This is a genomic window from Pseudomonas sp. LBUM1643 (genome assembly GCF_059716215.1).
In genome coordinates, this window is sequence record NZ_CP166813.1 from 3,404,109 (window position 1) to 3,425,803 (window position 21,695).

Consider the following 21,695-nt stretch of genomic DNA (forward strand, 5'->3'; position numbering starts at 1 on the left):
GCCGACCCTGCACAAACGTTCTAGTCACGAAACACCCATCGAGCGTCAAATAGATCGGCAACCCGCCCCACAGCTGCAGCATGACTTCTCACAACTGGATCGATCTCGCCCAGGACGCCGACACCGGCATCGAGACCCTGCGCGCGCATTTCGAGGGGCACGCTTACGATCCGCATTGGCATGACAGCTATCTGGTGGGAATCACCGAGCAAGGGGTTCAGCAACCTTCAAGGCGGCCTACGGCATGGCACCTCATGCCTGTCTGGTGCAGTTGCGTCTGGCCACTGCCCGTCGAATGCTGGCCCATGGCGAGCAACCCTCAAAGGTGGCCATTGAATTGGGTTTTTCCGATCAGAGCCATCTGGGACGCTGGTTTGTACGCGCCTACGGTCTTACGCCTGCACTGTATCGCAGGCGCTGCTCAAACCTTCCAGACAGGTAAATCCGGGATGGTGATGATCGGGTTCAAAGATCTTCACCGGAGTTCCCCCATGCTGTCCTCTTTCCCGACATTTTTGCCGTTTCTACTGTTTGCTTTCGTCGCGTCGATCACCCCTGGCCCCACTAATATCCTGGTAGTCATTGACCACCCTGCCTGGCGTACAAACCACAATGCAGTGGGTCGGTGTGATCTGGTTGAGCTACCCGGCGTGGCAGATTTTCAGCGCTTCGCCCGTGGGGCTGGAGGCTGAAGCTGCCCCAGCTCGACTCGGAATGCTGGGCGCCGCCAGCCTTCAATTGATCAACCCGAAAACCTGGATGATGGCGCTGGCCGTTGTCAGTGTGTTCGCCGCAAACACAGAGCAACGCCTTGGACAGGTGATGTATTTGTCCCTGGCGTTTTTCCTGGTTGCCCTGCCCTGCCTTGGCGTCTGGGCATTATTGGGCATGGCGTCCACGCATTGGCTGCGCTCACCGCAAGCCATGCAGCGCTTTAACCGCTGCATGGCCTTGTTACTGCTTGGCTCGGCTTGGCTGTCGATGGCGGGCTGAACGCCCTCCATCACGGCCCCAAATGCGTGGACAGCAGCGGGTCCGAACCGGTGTCATTTCCGGCTGCATCCAGTGCGCCCACTTTGAAAGTACAGGTTGTGCCTTTAACCAATCCAGTAAGCCTGGAGTTTGTTGATGCAGTCTTGTCGATCATGTGTTTCCTAGTCCGTCGACCATCAACGGATCAGAATCGGTATAATTTCCAGCGGCATCTATCGCACGCACGGTTACGGGCCATTTGCCAGGCACCGAGTCAAAAACGCAAATAAAGGTTTCTCCCGTGACGGTATCCAGTAACTCTTCGCCTCGATAAATACTGTAGTTGGTTACACCGACATTATCCGTTGAACGATCCCACATTAGATAGATTTTGCCTTGAAACAGCGTACTACGCAGATTGGTCGGCTTGGAGGGCGGCTGGGCATCAATATTCAACGTCACTGTATCTGAATCCGTACCGTTTCCGGCGGCATCCAGTGCGCGCACCTTAAACACATTGATCCCGTTGGTCATCCCGGTGAAAACAAAGCGAGTGGTAGCGACTTTGTCTACCGGTTTGCCTTGATGGTAGATCTCATAGTCGCTAACCCCAACGTTATCACTCGCGGCAGTCCACTCAAGTGTGACGGAGGTGCCTGAGACGTTACTGGCTTTCAAATTCGTAGGCTTGGAGGGGGCGGTCAAATCCGGATGTGTGTACGACAGCGGGTCTGAATCGGTGTACTTGTTGGCAGCATTCACCGCGCGCACTTTGAATGTATAAGACGTGCCTTCAATCAGGCCGGTGAGCACTGATAGAGCTAATTCGGTCGTGTCCATCTTTTCAGTGCCACGATAGACCTCGTAGAAAAGCCCACCCACCTCATCAATGGAAGCTTTCCAGAACAGCGCTGTCACGTTGTTGTACTTGGTGATGTAAAGATTGGCGGGCTTTGAAGGGCCAGGAATTGCTGGCGTTTCCAGACGTAGCGATTGCGAGCTTACAAAATCCCCGCGTTCGTTCACCGCGCGCACCTTGAACGTATAAAGGGTGGCGTCGTTGAGGCCGGTGAGCATCGCGCGGGGTTCGCGAGTGGTCTGGACCCACTCATCGTTGCAAAAAACTTCAAAAATATCCGAAGGTCCTCCGTCCCACAGCAAGGTGAGAGAAGACGCGGTGAGATCGATGGCGCGCAAATTGACCGGCTTGAGGGGGGGCGCCATCTCCTTGTATTCGATTGACGTTATCTGCGAGCGGTTGCCTGCGCCGTCTACCGCACGCACGTCAAATTTATCGTTCAATTCAAGGCTGGCAAGCGGATATTGAGCGTCCGCAACCTGGACCCACGCACCAGCATTACGGCGCAGCTCGTAATAGACCACAGCCACATTATCTTGTGACACGCGCCAGCTCAGGAAGGCATGACCCGGCGTAGACAAATTGAATTGCAGCGCTAGCGGACGAGTGGGCGGCACTCGATCCTGAGTCACCACGTTGATCGAAACCGGTGAGGCGGGAGAACCTTGCGATCGCAGTGCCTGAACGTGGAACTGGTAGGGGATGCCTGGCGTCAAGCCTGTTGCAGTGTACTCGAGCGCTCGCGTGCGAAAGGGCTCTACGCTTGGGCCGGTTATTTCATAATCGAGCAGATGTGCATTGTCCAGAGGTGCGTCCCAGGTCAACCATGCTTGATCAAAAGTTTGCCCCGGATTACTCAGATTTCGTACTTGTTTATCATTGAGGATGGTCGCGTCAACGTTTGAAGAATCCATATCCGATTACTCTCTTGAGTGTCTTGGCCTCTGTCCTGAAGAGTGGCGAGCTAACGTCACGCTTATATAGGTCATTATTAGTATTCCCTCGCCGTCAACGCCACTAACAGAACTGATAGTGGCGTGTTGGTTTTTTTTGTGATTTGCCCCATTTCCGCTGACGCAATCTTCTCAAGCACTACAATATTTTTTGCCCGCCCTCTTGACGATCTCCCGTGTTTGGTATTTCCTGAAACCGGTTTCAGGCCTTCATCAAGATGCCTGCTTCCCAATAATTCCAAAAACAAGGTCGACCCTCGTGAACAGCTTTTCCGCCGCCCAGCGCAGTCGCGTAACCATGCTCGACGTCGCAGCACACGCAAAGGTCTCCAAGGCCAGCGTCTCGCGCTTCATCGGTGATGACCGCGCACTGCTCTCCGATGCCATTGCCCTGCGCATCGAGCAGGCCATTGCCGAATTGGGCTACCGCCCCAACCAGATGGCCCGTGGTCTGAAGCGCGGACGAACCCGCCTGATCGGCATGCTGGTGGCTGATATCCGTAACCCTTATTCAATTGCCGTGATGCACGGGGTGGAAACTGCCTGCCGTCAGCACGGCTACAGCCTGGTGGTGTGCAACACCGATCGCGATGATGAACAGGAACGCCAGCACCTCGCCCTGCTGCGCTCCTACAACATCGAAGGTTTGATCGTGAACACCCTGGGTCATCACCGTGATGCGTTGCATGAACTGCATCGCGAAATGCCGTTGGTGTTGGTGGATCGAAAAGTCGATCAGCTTGAGAGCGATCTGGTCGGGCTGGACAATCCGGCGGCCGTGGAAATGGCGCTCGATCATTTGGAAGAACGCGGCTACCGCGATGTGTTGCTGGTCACCGAACCTTATGACGGCACCAGTTCGCGGATCGAGCGGGTGAGCAGTTTCAAGACGCACATTGCCCAGCGCCCGCTGCTTCGAGGCACCCTCGTTGAAACCGGCAGCGACCTGACGGTGCAACTCAAAACTTTCCTGGATGCCCCTGGCCATGGCCCGAAAGCACTGTTCTGCGCGAACGGCATTGCGGCGTTGGCCAGTACCCATGCGTTACGCGAATTGACGTGCAATCTGTTTGAAGATGTCGGCCTGATCGCCCTCGATGACCTGGATTGGTATCCGTTGGTAGGGAGCGGTATCACTGCCCTCGCCCAGCCCACGGCGCAGATCGGTGCGAGCGCCTTTGAGTGTTTGCTCAAGCGTTTGCGGGGGGATGACGGGCCGGTGCGGACGCTGGATTTTTCGGCGCGGTTGATTGTGCGGGGGTCGACGCATGGGAATTCTCGGTGATACGGATGGCCTCATCGCGAGCAGGCTCACTCCCACATTGATCTACGAACACAGGACCACTGTAGGAATGAGCCTGCTCGCGATGAGGGCTAACCGTCACTGAGCATCTCTACCCGAACACCACTTTTTCGAACAAAAATGAAACCGGTTTCAGAGGTCAATAACAATGAATAAACCACACGTTTCCATCAGCCTCTCCAGCTACGGTGCTGACCTCGTCCGCCAACGCGGCCAGGGCAGTTTCATCGAGATATTGGCCGCCGCCGGCGCCACGCGCATCGAATGGCGCGAAGAGTTGCTGACCGTTGAAGACCCGGCACTCCTGGCCGACGCCACTGAAGCCCAAGGTCTGGAAAGCGTCTATTCCTCGCCGATGGAGCTGTGGCTGGCCGGTCAGTCGAGGCCCAACCCCGAGCTGATCACCGCCCTGCAACGCGCCCAGGCATTCGGCGCCAAATGGCTGAAGGTGTCCCTCGGTTACTTCACCGACACCTGCGACCTCCAGTCCCTAAGTCAATTGTTGGGCAAAAGCACCGTGCAGCTGCTCGTGGAAAACGATCAAACCCTGCAGGGAGGACGCATCGAACCCTTCCAACGGTTTTTCGCGGATGTCGAGCAACACACACTGCCGATCAGGATGACCTTCGACATCGGCAACTGGCACTGGCAGGACCAATCGGCCGCCAGCGCCGCACGACTGCTCGGTCGCCATGTCGGTTACGTGCATTGCAAAGCCGTCACACGACGCACCGACGGCAAACTGATCGCCATCCCGCCCGCCGCGAGTGACCTGCAGGCATGGGAACACCTGCTGCGGCACATGGACCACGGCGTCATGCGCGCGGCGGAATACCCGCTGCAAGGCAATGACCTGATTCAGCTGACCACCGAGCATGTCGCAGCCCTCGCCCTGCTGGGCCAATCCCGGTTGGAGAACGCTCATGTCTGAGATCGATATCCTGTCGTTCGGTGAGACCATGGCGATGTTCGTCGCCGAGCAGAACGGTGAACTGGCCGACGTTGGCCATTTCCATAAACGCATTGCCGGCGCCGACAGCAACGTTGCCATCGGTTTGTCGCGGTTGGGTTTTAAGGTGGCGTGGCTCAGCCGTGTCGGCGCCGATTCCCTCGGGCGATTCGTGGTCGACACACTGGCAAAGGAAGGCCTGGATTGCAGCCATGTCGCAATCGACAACCTGCACCCCACCGGGTTTCAGCTCAAGTCCCGTACAGAGGATGGCAGCGATCCGGTGGTCGAGTATTTCCGTCGAGGCTCGGCGGCGAGTCACTTGTCACCGCAATCGATCGCGCCTGAGTTGCTCAACGCTCGACACCTGCATGCCACCGGCATCCCCCCAGCGCTGTCCGCCAGCGCTCGGGAAATGTCTGTCGAATTGATGACCCGCATGCGCGAGGCCGGGCGCAGTGTGTCCTTCGATCCCAACCTGCGCCCGAGCCTGTGGGCCAGCGAACAGCAGATGATCACCGAGATCAACCGCCTCGCCGCCCTCGCCCATTGGGTGCTGCCGGGTTTGAGCGAGGGACGCTTGCTGACGGGTCTTGAAGATCCTGCCGACATTGCAGCGTTTTATCTGGATCAGGGCGCCGAAGCGGTGGCCATCAAACTGGGGCCGCATGGGGCGTATTACCGCACCCATCTCGATCAGGGATTTGTGGCGGGTGTGCCGGTGGCAACGGTGGTCGATACCGTAGGCGCCGGCGACGGTTTTGCTGTCGGCATGATCAGCGCCCTGCTTGAGAATCACAGCTTCGCCGACGCAGTGAAGCGTGCCAACTGGATTGGTAGCCGGGCGGTGCAGAGTCGGGGGGATATGGAGGGGTTGCCAACCCGAGCCGCCATGTCAGTCGAGTTCGAAACCGCTATCGCCAGCAGGCTGGCTCCCACAGGGGATTTGTGTCGCCTGCAGATCCAGTGTGGGAGCTAGCCTGCTGAGGATTTGTGTCGCCTATAGATCCAGTGTGGGAGCTAGCGTGCTAGCGATGAAGCCCGCTCAATCACCGAAGATTTGAACCCGTTACCTGCTGCGACAAAAACAACAAGCCAGGAGCACCACCATGAAAACTGCAACACTCGCCGCCCGCCGCTGGTGGTACATCATGCCCATCGTGTTCATCACCTACAGCCTGGCGTATCTGGACCGCGCCAACTACGGATTCGCTGCCGCCTCCGGCATGGCCGCCGACCTGATGATCACCCCCGGCCTGTCCTCCATGCTCGGCGCGCTGTTCTTCCTCGGTTACTTTTTCTTCCAGGTTCCAGGAGCGATCTACGCGCAAAAACACAGCGTGAAAAAACTGATCTTCGTCAGTCTGATCCTCTGGGGTGGCCTGGCGACCTTGACCGGTATCGTCTCCAACGCCTACTGGCTGATCGTCATCCGCTTCATGCTCGGCGTCGTCGAAGCCGCGGTCATGCCGGCCATGCTGGTGTACCTGTGTCACTGGTTCACCCGTGCCGAACGCTCGCGCGCCAATACCTTCCTGATCCTCGGCAACCCGGTAACCATGCTCTGGATGTCGGTGGTGTCGGGCTATCTGGTGCAGCATTACAGCTGGCGCTGGATGTTCATCATTGAAGGCTTGCCTGCGGTGCTTTGGGCGTTTATCTGGTGGCGTCTGGCCGATGACCGTCCGGCCCAGGCCAAGTGGCTGACCGATCAGGAAAAACACGATCTGGAAAGCGCCCTGGCCGCCGAGCAGGTCGGCATCAAAGCGGTGAAGAATTACGCCGAAGCCTTCCGCTCGCCCAAAGTGATCATCCTGGCTTTGCAGTTTTTCTGCTGGAGCATTGGGGTGTACGGGTTTGTGCTGTGGCTACCGTCAATCCTCAAGGCCGGTGCGCAAATGGACATGATCGAAGCGGGGTGGCTTTCGGCGTTGCCTTATCTGGCGGCCGTGATCGCCATGCTGCTGGTGTCCTGGGGCTCGGACAAACTGCAAAAACGTAAACGCTTTGTTTGGCCTCCGTTGCTGATCGCCTCGGTTGCCTTCTACGGGTCCTACGCACTTGGCGCTGAACATTTCTGGTGGTCCTACACACTGTTGGTGATTGCCGGCGCGTGCATGTATGCGCCTTACGGACCGTTTTTTGCCATCGTTCCGGAGATCCTGCCGGCCAACGTGGCGGGTGGCGCCATGGCGTTGATCAACAGCATGGGCGCACTGGGGTCGTTCGGCGGCTCTTATCTTGTCGGTTACCTGAACAGCTCCACCGGTTCGCCGGGCGCGTCGTACCTGTTGATGAGCGGCGCATTGATGCTGTCGGTGGTGCTGACGATTTTTCTCAAGCCCGGCGCCAGTGACCGGGAGCAGCCTACGGTCGCGCTGACACCCCGCTCCGCGGCCCATTCCTGAATTGAAGTTGAGATGAAGATGATGAAAAAGCAGGTTGTTCTGTACAAAAAACTCTCACCGTCGCTGATGGCGCGTCTTCAAGAGCGCGCCGAAGTGACCTTGATCGAAAGCCTCGATGCCGAAGGTCTGGTCAAACTGCGCGAAGCCCTGCCCCATGCGCACGGCTTGCTCGGTGCCAGCCTGAAACTCGACGCCGAACTGCTCGACCTAGCGCCCGATCTGCAAGCCATTGCCAGCGTCTCGGTGGGCGTCGACAACTACGACATCGACTATTTGAACGAACGGCGAATCCTCCTGAGTAACACCCCCGATGTGCTCACCGAAACCACCGCCGACACTGGTTTCGCGCTGATCCTGGCGACTGCCCGGCGCGTAGTGGAACTGGCCAATATGGTACGTGCTGGTGAGTGGACGCGGAATATCGGCCCGACGCAGTTCGGCACCGATGTGCATGGCAAGACCTTGGGCATCATCGGCATGGGGCGGATCGGCGAGGCGCTGGCGCAGCGTGGGCATTTTGGTTTCGGCATGCCGGTGATCTATCACAGTCACTCGCCGAAACCAGCGGTTGAACAGCGTTTCGCCGCGCAGTACCGCAGCCTGCCTGAACTGCTCCAGCAGGCTGATTTCGTCTGCCTGACGTTGCCGCTGACAGCCGAAACCGAGAAGCTTATCGGTGCTCAAGAGTTCGCGTTAATGGGGCCCGAGACGATCTTCATCAACATTTCCCGGGGCAAGGTGGTGGATGAAACCGCGTTGATCGAGGCACTGCGTGAAGGGCAGATTCGGGCAGCAGGGCTGGATGTGTTCGAGCGAGAACCGTTGAGTCCAGACTCGTCGCTGCTGCAGTTGAACAATGTCGTGGCCACACCGCACATGGGTTCGGCCACCCATGAGACGCGTGAAGCCATGGCTCGGTGTGCGGTGGAGAATCTGCTGGCGGCATTGGCTGGGGAACGACCGAAGAATCTGGTGAATGCCGGGCTCTGGAAAGGCTGAAGGTCAAAAGATCGCAGCCTGCGGCAGCTCCTACAGGACTGAATCATCCACAATTTCTGGTGAACTCAATTCCTGTAGGAGCTGCCGCAGGCTGCGGTTTTGGTCAGGCCCGCCGCGCCTCCAGCACGTTCGACGCACACAACGCAATCCGCTGACACGCATCCGCCAGCTTCAGCCGATCCACCACTAATCCAATCCGGATATGCCCCGCCGCACTGGGCCCAAACGCTTCCCCGGCCAGCACTGACACGCCATATCCCTCCAACAGTCGCTCGGCAAACCGCTGCGCAGACAAACCGGTCTGGCGCACGTCGACCATCACAAACATCCCGCCATCCGGACGGATCGGCCGCAAGCCCGCGCACCCGTGCAGGCTCGCACACACCAGGTCGCGGCGTTGACGGTATTCCTCACGCATCAACGCCACCTCCGGCAACGCCTCATCAAGCGCCAGTTGTGCGGCCTTCTGCACGAACTCCGGAATGCCGAACAGCATGCACAGCGACAGATGTTCCAGGTGATCAGCCAGTAGTTTGGGTCCGATCACCCAGCCCACTCGCCAGCCACTCATGGCGTGGGATTTGGACAGGCTATTGATCGTCGCCGTGCGCTCAGCCATGCCCGGCAGGCTGGCCGGGCTGATGTGCTCGCCCTCGTACAGCAGGTCACTGTAGACCTCGTCACTGATCAGCCACAGGTCATGCCGAATGCACAACGAAGCCAGTTGCTGCCAGATCGCCAAAGGCAAGCTTGCACCCGATGGATTATTCGGACTGTTTAGCAACATCGCCCGTGTTCCGGGTGTGATCAGTGCCGCAACATCGGCCGGATCAACCCGAAAGCCGTTTTCCGGACGCACCGCAACAGGCACTACGTTCACCCCAATCGCACCGAAAACACCTTCATACGTCACGTACATCGGCTCGGCAACGATAACCTCGTCGCCAGGATCGAACAGGCATTGCGCTACCGAATACACCGCGCACTGCGCACCCGGCATGACGATGACATGATCAGCATCCACTGCCTGACCACTTCGAAAGCGATGACGCCGGGCAATGCTGTCGCGCAACCCTTGACTGCCTCGGACTTGCGAATAATGCGTGTCACCCGCCAGCAAGCTCTCGATCGCCGCTTGAACAATCGGTTGGGGAGTATCGAAATCCGGATCGCCAACTGAAAGCAGCAGTATGTCGACGCCCTGTTCGCGCAATTGCAACGCGCGATTGTGTATCTGCCAGGCCGCGGCGCCTTCTCCGGCGATGCGTTGGGTCAAGCCTGAATAGCGCATGTAGTTCTCCAATCGCGCGAAATCCTGATTCAACCCTATCTCAAATCGCCAAACGCGCCACTTTGCCACCTTCGATCGAAAAAAAACGGTGTAGTACCGACGGTCAGAACGCGGAAAAGTCCTACAGAACATTCCCCAGCGGACGACAGTCAGCGGTTCCACATGTCGCTAAAGTCGCCTACCTGTAATTTGTGACAGGTCCCAAGGCGAATTAATCACGATATAAAGAGACCGTGCCTACAGCCCTGACCAAGGGGTCTGAAGGACGGCCGCGCGAACCATGCCTCGATGAAGTAGGAAGATTCTGCCGCGCCCACGCCGTCAATGATGATGAATGGGAGATTGTTTATGTACCGCTCCAATATCGCCACTGTCCGAACTGCATCCGCCCCGACCAGTTTGCAGCCACACGATTGCAACCATCCCCAGACACCCCTGGCAATCAAGCTGACAGCCAGGGAAAAAGAGGTGTTGCAATGGAGTGCCAGGGGAAAGTCGTCCTGGGAGATCGCCCAGATCGTCGAGTGCACTGAGGCGGGTGTGAATTATCACTTTTGCAACATCCGTCGAAAATTCGGCGTGAGCTCGCGTTGGACCGCTGTGGTCAAGGCGCTGGACCAAGGCTTGATTCAATTGCCTTGAATAGCCCCCCTCTCTTCAGCGGTCAGCGCTTCACAGACCCTGTAGAGATACCTGATGAATCTGCACCGGACCACTCGTTTTACCCCCTCGCCCACCGTAGCCTGTGCCGATACAACGGTATCGCACAGGTTTGACTCCAACGAAAAACTTCGAATCATCCTGGCTGATGACCACCCGGTGGTATTGACCGGCGCTGAAATGGTCCTCGGTAACGAATTCTCTGTTGTTGCCAAAGCGCACGATGCCGATGAGTTGATCGGCCACTTGCAGAACACTCCGTGCGACCTGGTGATCAGTGATTTTTCCATGCCCTACGGGAATCTGCCTGACGGCCTGGCGTTGATGAGCTATCTAAGACGCCATTTCAACGCTATACCGCTGATCGTGATGACCATGTTGCGCAACCCGTCACTGCTGCAGGCATTACTCAACCAGGGGGTAGGCGGTCTTTTTGACAAGCGCAGTCCGATGAGCGAATTAAGACAGGGCGTATCCACGGTAGCCAGAGGGCGCCGTCATGTGTGCCCGACGTTTGCCAGTATTTTGAATGCCCAGATGTTGCCCGTCTGTGGTACTGACGAACCTTCGGTCAGCCTTTCGGAGCGTGAGCTGGAAGTTGTCCGGTTATTTGTGCAGGGATTGTCTGGACGGCAAATCGCTGCGCAGTTGAATCGCAGCGAGAAAACCATCAGCCGACAGAAACGCACTGCCATGGACAAGTTGGGACTTGGCCATGTCAGTGGGTTGGTGGAGTTTGCGCGGGTGAGTGGGTTAAAAGGATGAGACTCTCAATAGACGGTGCATCAGAACACTGCTGATACACCGTCAATATGAGTCTTAATTATCAAAATCAAATTTATCTCTACTACGCTCTTTCGCTTCTCTACGGTCGTGCCAGTCTCTATTTCGTATTGCCTGCTGATCTTCCTTGATTTTTTGCGGTTTTGCTTTCTGCTTCTCTTTTGGCGGGCGCATTATTGCTTTGGGTATTGGTTGCTGTGGCCGTTGGCCAACATCCTGACGCTGTATGTTAGTTTCGACGGTGCTTGAGGCACTCGTACGAGTAGTCAAGCGAGTGGGCTCGTTGGTTAAATTACCCTGTTCTAAAAATCGAAAAGCTTTTGTTACGGTGCTCGTAGGGCTTAGTGGTGGACTGGATGATCCATTTGATGATCGACTTAGTGTTGGACTTGGTGGTGGACTTGATGACTCAACATATATCGGATTCTTCGTTGTCTTATCCGCAATTGGTAACTGAATAGGACTGCGCGTTGCCCGCGATGGCCCGCCAGATACTGACGCCGTGAAATCGTTCCGTCTAAACGACCTCAGAAACCGAATCATATGCCCGGTCGGATCTATATGATTCACCGGATCACCCATCGTGTACGAATACGAATTCAATCCCCCCGCTCCGAACGGACTCCAACTGTCCGGACTTTGAAAGCGCATCAACGCAGGACTGAACGCCCGATACCCGTTGCCCAGCAAATAACAGCCGGTTTGCGCTTCCTTGAGTTGACACTCCACGGCAAAACCACCACCACTGCTTACGTCTATAGCAAGGACACCGATGCGCGCAGCGGGGCGGCCGTGCAGCATACCGTCAGTACATTGATAGGGTTTGACGATCATCGCTACGATCCCAACGAGCCGGGCAGGCCCGAGAAACGGGTAAGCAAATCCATTACTCTGCAACACTCGCTTCGCACCGGCTACCCGCTGCTTAACCGCGACGACAACGACATGGAGACCGCCTACGCATACGATCAACTGGGTCGTATTATTGAAGAAATCGTGGCGCCGGGCACCCCCAACGAAGCGAAACGGACCTATACCTACAAGCTTAGCCATGCCAAAGGTATACAGGCCGAACAAACGGTGACTGACGTAAAAGGCGTGCAGACCCGGACGCTGTTTGACGGCCTTAACCGAGTAGTCCATGAAGAGTTTAAAGGCAGCGATCCATTAGACCCGGATCGTGTCATTCGAACCTACAGTGCGCGCTATAACGCTCGTGGGCAGCTGAGCACGGAGACGACCTATGACTGGTGGGTACTGGAGGAGGTGCTGGCTGAACGGGCGCTGACCACGCGTTACCACTATGATGACTGGGGTCAACAGCACCGCGTGACGGGACCGGACGGTGTAGCGAGCATCACCGAAATCGATCCGATATGTGTATTGCGTCAGCGACCCCATCAACTATATAGACCCTACAGGGCATGAGGCACTGCGACAGCTTTACTACGCGCCCAGAAAACCCAACGCCGGCGTCATGGCCTGGATCGGTGTTGTAATCGGGGTAGCGGTTACCGTCGGTTCTCTTGGCACCCTGGCGCCTGCCGGGGCAGCCATTGCCGCCGGTGCGAGTGCGGTCAGCGTGGCGTCCGGGCTACTGACCATCACCTCGTTCGCAGCGGCAGCCGCCAGTACAGTCACAGGGGTGGCCGCTATCGCGACAGGGAATGAACGCCTGGGAGAGGTCACAGGGTTTCTGGGGTATATCGCAATGGGGTCTGGGGTTGGGGCTGGGGTATTAGGACGGATTGCGGCGAGTGGAGCCAAGGCTGGGGCGGCCGGGGCTGCGGCTTCGTCTGCGGACAATATCGTGACTGAGTCGTCGATGAAAATCAAAAGGGTTTGCCCCTGGACCGTGGTGCGGTCAAGCACCACGCGGCCAGGCTGTTGCACAGCCTGATCGGTGGTCAGCAAAATGCCATTGATCCCGCCCTGGATAGTACTGGAGGTTGCAGATACCCGGCCGTTAGCCAATTGCAAGCCAAAGCCGTTTGTGCCTGTCAGGGTGGTTTGATCAAGATCCAGCTGACTCAGGCCACCGACCACCGCCCCCACCGTTCCTCCGGTGATAATGCTGCTCGTTGCCGTCACAGAAGACCCTAGCTGAACAGCCGTGGTCCTGCCTATTGAAAACCCGGTACTTGTGCCCGTAATGGTGCTGGCGGAGATGGTCGCCTTACTGTCAACCATATCTACGCCGATCGAGCTGCCGCTGGAGGTAACGACGGTGCCATCGAGCGTCAGGAAGGATTCGGTTTCGACGCGAATCCCCGTGGTGCGCGCGCCATTGGCCGTCAAGCTGGATTTGTTACGAACCACATAACTTTCGAGCTCATTATTACCGCCAATGACTGCCGATTCGCCGTTGTCGACGATTTCGCCAAACGAATGGGTACTAACCAGCATCAACGGCATGAGGGTCATCCACTTGAGGGATGTCGTCAACGGGCGTAACGCAAAGGTATTTTCAGTTTTCATCAGACACCGCGGAAAAAATTTCAAAAAGTGAGTCCGCCGTGGCCGACGACCTCTGCTTGAATGTGCGAAGGCTGCGAAGATTAAGTAGATAACCCCTCAAAATCTGTAGGACTTATCTGAAGGACATAAAGAAACCACATTCAAATTGAGCAACAGGAGGCACACGCGCCCTCCTGTTCTCCACTTGTAAAACAAGATCATGGTCATGATAAATCGCAGTGGTCGCCTCTCTCGAACACCGCGATCATCACTTCCACCAGATCGGATGAAATGTCTTTACCGCGCACATCGATGCTGTATATCACCTTGCCCCACCCGTACTGATCGCCAGTGTCATACGTAGGTTTGAGGTACTTATCATAAGGGATGAACCAGTCAATTCCGTCCCGCTCTTCCTGTTCACCGACTGGCAGATTCCCGGGGAGTTCGGTTTCAGGAAGTGGCGTTACCTTGTCCTTTCGATAAGTTTGCCAAGAGGCCTTGACAGTCACTCCGACTTTTAAATAGTCCGATTTCGGGATGTGAACGTAAACTCCCCATTCGTCATCCTCTTCCCTCAGTGTGGGGCAATTTATTAAAGGGTATCCGGGTAAAAGGTGCGGAAACTCGGGTTCAGGAAGATCAACCGTTTCAACTTCAACGTCGATCAAAGTGCGTTCCGATTCCTGAGGGTTGCTAAAGCCCGTGCGGGTCAAGGAGTAATGCATCGGCAAATCGCTCATCACCGGGAACTTCTCGATGTCCGCCCATGGAATGTCCATCTCGATCTCCACATCAACGGCTTCATCACCTTTGATGGAGTAGGGCGTGGAGCTGACAGGTACCCCGTTCCAATACAGCGTCAAGACGTCGTCCTTGACCAACTCATCGAGGAGTGTTTTCACCAATTTAATACATCCCGTTGCCGATGCACCGATATCGTCGGTGGTCAACTCGGTTGCGCTCCCGGAGAAGCTACTAAACCGGACCAGGCCCAGCGTGGGGTTGATCGGCTCCGGACCGGGATTTTCCGGCCCCGGAATGGCCAGATCGACGTCCACTTTGATGCCGCCTGGCGAATCCGTGGGGTAATCACCACGAAAGACTTGATAGTCAACATCAGTAGGCTGTTTTCCACCCAGATCAAAATCATACTGGGCCTTCAAGTGTAGCCAAGGCACGGTGATATCCAATGGAAATGGAAGATGGGAGCCAACCGGCGTGCGGGAAAGGGTGTCACGCCCCCATTGGATGACAATGCCATCATCAGCCAACCAGTTGTCATATTCCCTGATACGGACGGTCGTTGGAAAGGCTGCATCGGCGCGATCAATCAAAAAACCATCCGTTGCCGTTGCCAATGGAACCTCGGGGGATTTCAAAGCGTCGGGCAAATCTCCCAATGCAACTTGCACTTTTGCAGGAAACGGCATGTCACTGCGATTACCCGCCTTGTCGAACAGAAAATAAACAATGTATTGAAATTTCGAACCAAGTTTGTATACCAGCTCCTTGGGAATCAATATTAAACGGTCGGCCGGAAGAACGCCTAGATAGGCCAGTTCAGCAGGGTCCGGTTCTTCTGTCGGTGGCTCATCAAACAATGCCACGGCGAGGGTGACAAAGGCCTTTTTGTCCTCAATGAAATCTGGAATTTCGCAGAATAATCCATCATCACGCTCCAGAATCTCCGTAGTGACCAAGGGGGCAGAAACAATGATAGGGTTTGGCACCCCCGGTCTTATTGGCCCGGTTCGATCAATGGTGACAGGGGCTGGGATAGAATCACCTTCAACAGGCGTGTTCCAGGGCTTCACGCGATAGCGAAACTCGAACTTGCCTTCAAAGTTGTCGAATATATGGAGAGGAATCGTTCGTTCCAACGGGAACTCAATGTCGGGGAATGTGCCCGAATCCGGAACCTCTTCGTTGGCGAACGACTGAAATTCGGTTTCTGGCAAGGTCACAGGGCGCCAGTCCAGATAGAGAGTATCTTTAAAAGGCGCATCTTCCGGGCGGTTCGGCCATAGCGGAATCGTAACCTCCAATGGACCGTGAATTTTTTTGATCGGCATTAACCCGTCGGCATCATCGGCAAATTTTTCGACAATGGTGGGTGCGGTAAACGCCAGCCCTTCACCCGTCCTGACCAGCTGTTTGCGATAGTTGATCCGGACCAGTTCGGCGGTCTGCCGTTTGTTAGAATCTGCCATGTCCTTAGCTCCAAAACCGTTTGGATTCAACCATGAAAAGGCTCATGGCTTTTTTGAACTTTTTGGCAGTGCGATTCATGGCTCCGACGTTGCGAAAAAACGCCCTGACGTTCTGCCCGGCCGAAGTGGCCTGAGCGGATTAAGCACTTTTTTATTCAGTGTCGATACTGTCAGAGTTGACAGGTGGGGATGTATACAGCGGTGGTTGACAATCCTCCTGTGGGCGCGAGCAAGCCCGCCCAAAGTTGATTCGGGGGTGTTCGATAAATCAGTTTGATCCGTGCGGTTGTTCTGGTATTTGATTGAGCCTTTCCCACCGGTAAAAGGATTTCGTCATGAGCTATCGCACGCTGGGTCATTCGGGTCTGCAGGTGTCCACCCTGACCCTGGGCACGATGATGTTCGGCGAACAGACCAGCACCGAAGATTCCCTGCGGATCATCGACAAGGCCTGGGACCAGGGCATCAACTTTATCGACACCGCTGACGTTTATACCAACGGCCGTTCCGAGGAGATCGTCGGCGAAGCCATCGCCGGCAATCGCCACGAATGGGTATTGGCGACCAAGGTTGGCTTCGGCCCGGTGGACGGTGTGCCGAACCGCAGCGGTCTCAGCCGCAAGCACATTTTCAACGGCATCGACGCCAGCCTGACTCGCCTCGGCACTGATTATGTGGACGTCTATTACCTGCACCGTGAAGACCACAACACGCCACTGGAGGTCACGGTGTCGGCCATTGGCGACCTGATTCGCCAGGGCAAGATTCGCTATTGGGGCCTGTCCAATTATCGGGGCTGGCGTATTGCCGAGGTGATTCGCGTGGCGGACAAGCTGGGCGTTGACCGGCCGGTGATCAGTCAGCCGCTGTATAACATCGTCAACCGCCAGGCGGAAACCGAGCAGATCACGGCGGCGCACAATTATGGTCTTGGCGTTGTGCCCTATAGTCCGCTGGCGCGTGGCGTGCTCAGTGGCAAGTACGCACCTGATGCGAAACCGGATGCCAATAGCCGCGCAGGCCGCGCCGACAAACGTATTCTGGAAACCGAATGGCGTATGGAATCGTTGCGCATCGCCCAGCAGATCCAGCACTACACTCAGGGACGTGGTGTTGGCATCGTCGAGTTCTCCATTGCCTGGGTGCTGAACAATGGTGCGGTGACCTCTGCCATTGTCGGGCCGAGAACCGAGGAACAATGGGACGCGTACACCGAAGCCCAGGCGGTGAAGATCACGGCGGAGGATGAAGCGTTTATTGATTCGCTGGTGACGCCGGGGCATGCATCGACACCGGGGTTTAACGATGTAAGCCATTTTGTATCGGGGCGTGGATCGCGTTCGGCTTGAGATCATCGCGGGCAGGATGTCTCACCGACGAACTGTAGTGCTGAGCCTGCTCTGGGCGGCTCACTCCCACAGAGGATTTTTGTTAAGCACGAATCACAGGTGCGACATCAATCCACTGTAGGAGCTGTCGAGTGAAACGAGGCTGCGATCTTTTGATGTTTTTTTTTATAGATCAAGATCAGAAGATCGCAGCCTCGTTTCACTCGACAGCTCCTACAGGGATTGAGTCGGGCCAAAATGGTGGGCATAACGGTGTATCCGCAAAAATCCTTCTGACCCAGAGGATTTATGTTGATCAGTTGGTCAATATTCATCGCTAAAACCACGTATCCTCCGCCCCCTGTTTCACGTTCAACCTCGCGAGGACAAGTTGTCTAAAGGTATCGCTCTATCGGTCACAGCCTCTGTGCTGTTTGCCGTCATGTATTACTACACGTCCCTGCTCACGCCCTTGAGCGGTGTGGAGATTTTTGGCTGGCGCATGCTGCTGACCATGCCCTGCATGACGGTGTTCATGGTGGTCTCCGGCGAATGGAAACGCGTGATCGACATCGTCAAGCGTCTGGGCGCAAAACCGAAACTGGCCGCCGGCCTGATCGCGTCCTCGGCACTGGTGGGCGTGCAGCTGTGGCTGTTCATGTGGGCGCCGCTCAACGGCTACAGCCTCGACGTGTCGCTGGGCTATTTCCTGTTGCCGCTGACGATGGTGCTGACGGGCCGCATCGCGTATGGCGAGCGTCTCTCCTACCTGCAAAAGATCGCGGTATTTTTCGCCTGCCTCGGGGTCGTGAATGAGGTTTATCAGGTCGGTGGTTTCTCGTGGGCGACGTTGTTGGTTGCCATCGGCTACCCGACTTATTTCGTGTTGCGCAAACGCCTGGCAACGGACAACCTCGGCGGCTTATGGCTCGACATGACGCTGACGCTGCCCGTGGCGTTATGGTTCGTGCAGAGCGGTGAACAAGGCTTCGGCGTGTTCGATCAATACCCGTGGCTGTCATTGCTGATCCCGATGCTCGGGGTGATCAGTGCTTCGGCGTTGGTGGTCTACATCATCGCCAGCCGTCTGCTGCCGTTCAGCCTGTTCGGGTTGCTGAGCTATGTGGAGCCAGTGCTGTTGCTCGGGGTCGCCTTGCTGCTCGGGGAGAGTATCAAGGGCGGGGAATGGTTGACGTACATTCCGATCTGGATGGCGGTGCTGGTGCTGATGTTTGAAGGGTTCAAGCATTTGATGCGGCAGCGCCGGCCTTAGGCCCAAAAGAAAACAAATGTGGGAGCCAGCCTGCTGGCGATGGCATCTTCAGTTTCAACATTGATGTTGGCTGAAAGACCGCAATCGCTAGCAGGCTAGCTCCCACAGGTATAGCGTTTGCTCAGTTAGTCGGTGGAAAGCACACCACGACGAACCTGGTCACGTTCGATCGATTCGAACAGCGCCTTGAAGTTGCCTTCGCCGAAACCATCATCGCCTTTGCGCTGGATGAATTCGAAGAACACCGGCCCCATCAGGGTTTCCGAGAAGATCTGCAGCAGCAGGCGCTTGTCACCCGAGTCGGAAGAACCGTCCAGCAGAATCCCGCGCATTTGCAGCTGGTCGACCGGCTCGCCGTGATTCGGCAAACGGCCTTCGAGCATTTCGTAGTACGTCTCTGGCGGCGCGGTCATGAAGCGCATGCCGATTTTCTTCAGGCGATCCCAAGTGTCGATCAGGTTATCGCTGAGGAAGGCCACGTGCTGGATGCCCTCCCCGTTGAACTGCATCAGAAACTCTTCGATCTGCCCGGCGCCCTTGGACGACTCTTCGTTCAACGGGATGCGGATCATGCCATCCGGCGCGGTCATGGCCTTGGAGGTCAGGCCGGTGTATTCGCCCTTGATGTCGAAGTAACGAATTTCACGGAAGTTGAACAGCTTCTCGTAGAAGTTCGCCCAGTACGCCATGCGACCGCGATACACGTTGTGGGTCAGGTGGTCGATGATCTTCAGGCCCGCTCCTTCCGGATTGCGGTCGACGCCTTCAATGAACACGAAGTCGATGTCGTAGATCGAACTGCCTTCCCCGAAACGGTCGATCAGGTACAGCGGCGCACCGCCGATGCCTTTGATCGCGGGCAGGTTCAATTCCATCGGGCCGGTCTCGATATGAATCGGCTGCGCGCCCAATTCCAGCGCACGGCTGTAGGCCTTCTGGGAATCCTTGACCCGAAACGCCATGCCACAGACCGACGGGCCATGTTCGGCCGCGAAGTAAGAAGCCACGCTGTTGGGTTCGTTGTTGAGGATCAGATTGATCGCGCCCTGGCGATACAGGTGCACGTCTTTGGAGCGGTGGGTCGCAACCTTGGTGAAGCCCATGATCTCGAAGATCGGCTCCAGGGTATTCGGGGTTGGCGATGCGAATTCGATGAACTCGAAGCCCATCAGGCCCATTGGGTTTTCGTATAAATCTGCCATGGTTGGCGCCTCATCATGCTTTTAGAAATTAACAAATGTTAGTTGCTAGCAATGCTGAGACCGGCGGGTGGCGCGCAGGAGATACCCCGCACGCTGCGGGCGAGGAAATCACCGTAGATCAATTGGAACCCAAAACTCTTCATTGTCGACCCAAGGCTAATGCGGGCGAGGCTTCTGCTGCCAGAAGACGATTATTCTTATATGCGTAACCGGATTCTACACAGCGTAAACATATTTGTCCGCCTTCTCTATCAAATCCCCTTTCGCGCCTGGTGTGCAAGGGGTTTGTGGCAACGGAAATTGGCATCACGTTCTCCGGCACAAGCGGAAAAGGCCAACTATCATGGGCCTTAGCTGAACTCTTCAGGGAAGTGTGTCGTGGTCCTGCCCGCATTTGAGAGCCCTCTTCCATCGTCCAGGTTTCACAAATGCCATTAACTGTCAGAACCCGTCGTAAACGCAGTGTCCGGATTGCGGTGACCCTGCTCAGTGGCCTGCTTCCAGTGCTGTTGGGGGGCGCCATGCTGTATATGCAGGCGCAGCGCGTACTGGAGCACAGTACCCGGTCGACCGCCGAAGAATCCGTTCGCCAATTCGATCTGATGCTCGACAACACCGCCCAGGCCGCGCAGCAATTGTTGCCACTGGCCGGCAAACCCTGCAATGAAGTCACCCTGGCGTTGCGCGAGCAAGTCACCCGCCGCCCGTTTGTGCGCTCGACCAACCTGGTGAGGGACAACACGCTTTACTGCAGTTCGCTGTTCGGGGATATCAACGAAAAAATCGATCCCGGAGACTACACCGAAGGCAAACTGTGGCTCATGAACGGCAACCCGGTCACCCCCGGCACTGCACTGCTGGTGTATCGGCTCAGCGAGGGGCAACGCGGTGCGCTGAGCACCCTGGACGGCTATCACCTGAGCAACGTACTGCGGCTGATCGGCCGCAAAACTCTACTGTTGTTGCAAGTAGGATCTAACTGGCTGTCGCCTGACGGGAAATACCACGCAGGCCCTCTTCCCGATTTACCGGTGGCGCAAACCACGCTGAACTCCTCGCGTTATGCCTTCACCGTGGCGGCGGGGTTTCCTGAAGGTGAGACCTGGCGATACATGCTCAGCGAGTACCCGCCGCTGTTCAGTTTGCTGATTTTTTTCGGCGTGGTGTCCGGGCTGATCGGACACGTTCTGCAAAAGCGCTCGACGTCGCCCAGCGTTGAAATGCAACGCGCGCTGGAAGCCGCAGAGTTCATTCCTTATTTTCAACCGGTGGTTCTTGGCGACAACAAAAAGTGGTCCGGCGCCGAAGTGTTGATGCGCTGGAACCATCCAAAGGAAGGCTTGGTACGACCCGATTTGTTCATCCCGTTCGCCGAGCACTCCGGGTTGATCGTGCCGATGACTCGCTCACTGATGCGCCAAACTGCAGCGCTGTTGGCGCCGCTGTCAGGATCGTTCGAGGCGCCGTTCCATATCGGCATCAATATCACCGCCCGCCACTGCAAGGACTTGCAACTGGTTGAGGATTGTCGCGAGTTCCTGGCCAACTTCGCGCCGGGGTCCATCAGCCTGGTACTTGAGCTGACCGAACGAGAACTGATCGAGCCGACGGCCATCACGCATCAACTGTTCGAACAGCTGCACGCGCTTGGCGTGATGATCGCCATCGACGACTTTGGTACCGGCCACTCAAGCCTGGGTTACCTGCGCCAATTCAATGTGGATTTTCTGAAAATCGATCAGAGCTTTGTCGCCATGATTGGCGCCGATGCCCTGTCCCGGCACATCCTCGACAGCATTATCGAGCTCTCGGTCAAACTCGACCTGGGCATCGTTGCCGAAGGCGTGGAAACCGAGGAGCAAAGTGATTACCTGACTGCTCACGGCGTGAACTATTTGCAAGGTTATCTGTTCGGCCGGCCGATGCCTGGCGAGGAGTTCATTAAAAAATTAAGTGAACATTAACTAGCGGCTTAAAAAACACGGCCAGACAATGCACCAAAGTGCTTCAAAAATTCACTGTTGTTACATGACGAAAACATCATG

17 protein-coding genes and 3 pseudogenes are annotated in these 21,695 nt (G+C 56.4%); 13 read left to right on the plus strand and 7 right to left on the minus strand.

All coding sequences use genetic code 11. The annotated features are described in order from the left end of the window. Window positions 1-80: 80 nt before the first annotated feature. Together ACA063_RS15255 and ACA063_RS15260 are read left to right on the plus strand one after the other, a co-directional pair. A pseudogene (locus ACA063_RS15255) lies at window positions 81-442 on the plus strand (helix-turn-helix domain-containing protein). A gap of 49 nt (window positions 443-491) precedes the next feature. Further along, window positions 492-993, plus strand: a pseudogene (locus tag ACA063_RS15260) (LysE family translocator). A gap of 150 nt (window positions 994-1,143) precedes the next feature. Here the strand turns inward: ACA063_RS15260 and ACA063_RS15265 are convergent. Next, window positions 1,144-2,745, minus strand: a complete 1,602-nt coding sequence (locus ACA063_RS15265; protein ID WP_497662303.1) for a fibronectin type III domain-containing protein — start codon at window positions 2,743-2,745, stop codon at window positions 1,144-1,146. 298 nt (window positions 2,746-3,043) lie between these two features. Here ACA063_RS15265 and ACA063_RS15270 point away from each other — a divergent pair, with 298 nt between their 5' ends. The 5 genes from ACA063_RS15270 to ACA063_RS15290 all read left to right on the plus strand — a co-directional run bounded on the left by ACA063_RS15270 (window position 3,044) and on the right by ACA063_RS15290 (window position 8,443). After that, complete coding sequence (locus ACA063_RS15270) at window positions 3,044-4,069, plus strand: LacI family DNA-binding transcriptional regulator (RefSeq protein ID WP_497662304.1); 1,026 nt, start codon at window positions 3,044-3,046, stop codon at window positions 4,067-4,069. Window positions 4,070-4,235: 166 nt separating this feature from the next. Beyond that, on the plus strand, window positions 4,236-5,018 hold the full coding sequence (locus ACA063_RS15275; RefSeq protein ID WP_497662305.1) for a sugar phosphate isomerase/epimerase family protein: 783 nt from the start codon (window positions 4,236-4,238) through the stop codon (window positions 5,016-5,018). Further along, window positions 5,011-6,015, plus strand: a complete 1,005-nt coding sequence (locus tag ACA063_RS15280; RefSeq protein WP_497662306.1) for a sugar kinase — start codon at window positions 5,011-5,013, stop codon at window positions 6,013-6,015. The genes ACA063_RS15275 and ACA063_RS15280 overlap by 8 nt, the downstream gene beginning before the upstream one ends. Window positions 6,016-6,145: 130 nt before the next feature. Beyond that, complete coding sequence (locus tag ACA063_RS15285; protein WP_497662307.1) at window positions 6,146-7,444, plus strand: MFS transporter; 1,299 nt, start codon at window positions 6,146-6,148, stop codon at window positions 7,442-7,444. 21 nt (window positions 7,445-7,465) lie between these two features. After that, window positions 7,466-8,443 (plus strand): 2-hydroxyacid dehydrogenase, encoded by a 978-nt coding sequence (locus ACA063_RS15290; protein WP_497666533.1) that lies wholly within the window; start codon window positions 7,466-7,468, stop codon window positions 8,441-8,443. A 103-nt stretch (window positions 8,444-8,546) separates the two neighbouring features. Here the strand turns inward: ACA063_RS15290 and ACA063_RS15295 are convergent, their stop codons facing one another. After that, window positions 8,547-9,734: a pyridoxal phosphate-dependent aminotransferase gene (locus tag ACA063_RS15295; RefSeq protein ID WP_497662308.1), complete on the minus strand. Its 1,188-nt coding sequence runs from the start codon at window positions 9,732-9,734 to the stop codon at window positions 8,547-8,549. 348 nt (window positions 9,735-10,082) lie between these two features. On the opposite strand from ACA063_RS15295, the gene ACA063_RS15300 reads away from it, so the two are divergent. Then, on the plus strand, window positions 10,083-10,376 hold the full coding sequence (locus tag ACA063_RS15300; RefSeq protein WP_497662309.1) for a LuxR C-terminal-related transcriptional regulator: 294 nt from the start codon (window positions 10,083-10,085) through the stop codon (window positions 10,374-10,376). A gap of 54 nt (window positions 10,377-10,430) precedes the next feature. Then, entirely contained in the window at window positions 10,431-11,159 is a 729-nt protein-coding gene (locus ACA063_RS15305) for a response regulator (protein ID WP_497662310.1), read from the plus strand. Window positions 11,160-11,213: 54 nt separating this feature from the next. On the opposite strand, the gene ACA063_RS15310 is transcribed toward ACA063_RS15305, so the two are convergent. Continuing rightward, complete coding sequence (locus ACA063_RS15310; RefSeq protein ID WP_497666600.1) at window positions 11,214-11,447, minus strand: hypothetical protein; 234 nt, start codon at window positions 11,445-11,447, stop codon at window positions 11,214-11,216. A 273-nt stretch (window positions 11,448-11,720) separates the two neighbouring features. Next, a pseudogene (locus ACA063_RS15315) lies at window positions 11,721-11,906 on the minus strand (RHS repeat-associated core domain-containing protein); the annotation flags it as partial. On the opposite strand from ACA063_RS15315, the gene ACA063_RS15320 reads away from it, so the two are divergent. Beyond that, entirely contained in the window at window positions 11,817-12,605 is a 789-nt protein-coding gene (locus tag ACA063_RS15320) for a hypothetical protein (protein WP_497666601.1), read from the plus strand. The pseudogene ACA063_RS15315 and the gene ACA063_RS15320 overlap by 90 nt on opposite strands. A gap of 18 nt (window positions 12,606-12,623) precedes the next feature. Here the strand turns inward: ACA063_RS15320 and ACA063_RS15325 are convergent, their stop codons facing one another. Both ACA063_RS15325 and ACA063_RS15330 read right to left on the minus strand, forming a co-directional pair. Next, a complete protein-coding gene (locus tag ACA063_RS15325) occupies window positions 12,624-13,655 on the minus strand; it encodes a hypothetical protein (RefSeq protein ID WP_497662311.1) in 1,032 nt (343 codons plus the stop codon). 203 nt (window positions 13,656-13,858) lie between these two features. Beyond that, entirely contained in the window at window positions 13,859-15,847 is a 1,989-nt protein-coding gene (locus ACA063_RS15330; protein WP_497662312.1) for a hypothetical protein, read from the minus strand. Window positions 15,848-16,182: 335 nt separating this feature from the next. On the opposite strand from ACA063_RS15330, the gene ACA063_RS15335 reads away from it, so the two are divergent. Next, window positions 16,183-17,196, plus strand: coding sequence for an aldo/keto reductase (locus ACA063_RS15335; RefSeq protein WP_497662313.1), 1,014 nt, complete (start codon window positions 16,183-16,185; stop codon window positions 17,194-17,196). A 370-nt stretch (window positions 17,197-17,566) separates the two neighbouring features. After that, entirely contained in the window at window positions 17,567-18,448 is an 882-nt protein-coding gene (gene rarD, locus ACA063_RS15340) for an EamA family transporter RarD (RefSeq protein WP_497662314.1), read from the plus strand. A gap of 125 nt (window positions 18,449-18,573) precedes the next feature. Here the strand turns inward: rarD and hppD are convergent, their stop codons facing one another. Next, window positions 18,574-19,650 (minus strand): 4-hydroxyphenylpyruvate dioxygenase, encoded by a 1,077-nt coding sequence (gene hppD / locus ACA063_RS15345; protein ID WP_497662315.1) that lies wholly within the window; start codon window positions 19,648-19,650, stop codon window positions 18,574-18,576. 428 nt (window positions 19,651-20,078) lie between these two features. Between hppD and ACA063_RS15350 the strand changes: the two genes are divergently transcribed. Then, window positions 20,079-21,614: an EAL domain-containing protein gene (locus ACA063_RS15350; protein ID WP_497662316.1), complete on the plus strand. Its 1,536-nt coding sequence runs from the start codon at window positions 20,079-20,081 to the stop codon at window positions 21,612-21,614. The last annotated feature ends 81 nt before the right edge of the window (window positions 21,615-21,695 follow it).

Coding starts and splice junctions, on each gene's coding strand:
- ACA063_RS15265 (WP_497662303.1), bottom strand. CDS start 2,745: ATGGATTCTTCAAACGTTGACGCGACCATCCTCAATGATAAACAAGTA.
- ACA063_RS15275 (WP_497662305.1), top strand. CDS start 4,236: ATGAATAAACCACACGTTTCCATCAGCCTCTCCAGCTACGGTGCTGAC.
- ACA063_RS15280 (WP_497662306.1), top strand. CDS start 5,011: ATGTCTGAGATCGATATCCTGTCGTTCGGTGAGACCATGGCGATGTTC.
- ACA063_RS15285 (WP_497662307.1), top strand. CDS start 6,146: ATGAAAACTGCAACACTCGCCGCCCGCCGCTGGTGGTACATCATGCCC.
- ACA063_RS15290 (WP_497666533.1), top strand. CDS start 7,466: ATGAAAAAGCAGGTTGTTCTGTACAAAAAACTCTCACCGTCGCTGATG.
- ACA063_RS15295 (WP_497662308.1), bottom strand. CDS start 9,734: ATGCGCTATTCAGGCTTGACCCAACGCATCGCCGGAGAAGGCGCCGCG.
- ACA063_RS15300 (WP_497662309.1), top strand. CDS start 10,083: ATGTACCGCTCCAATATCGCCACTGTCCGAACTGCATCCGCCCCGACC.
- ACA063_RS15305 (WP_497662310.1), top strand. CDS start 10,431: ATGAATCTGCACCGGACCACTCGTTTTACCCCCTCGCCCACCGTAGCC.
- ACA063_RS15325 (WP_497662311.1), bottom strand. CDS start 13,655: ATGAAAACTGAAAATACCTTTGCGTTACGCCCGTTGACGACATCCCTC.
- ACA063_RS15330 (WP_497662312.1), bottom strand. CDS start 15,847: ATGGCAGATTCTAACAAACGGCAGACCGCCGAACTGGTCCGGATCAAC.
- ACA063_RS15335 (WP_497662313.1), top strand. CDS start 16,183: ATGAGCTATCGCACGCTGGGTCATTCGGGTCTGCAGGTGTCCACCCTG.
- hppD (WP_497662315.1), bottom strand. CDS start 19,650: ATGGCAGATTTATACGAAAACCCAATGGGCCTGATGGGCTTCGAGTTC.
- ACA063_RS15350 (WP_497662316.1), top strand. CDS start 20,079: ATGCCATTAACTGTCAGAACCCGTCGTAAACGCAGTGTCCGGATTGCG.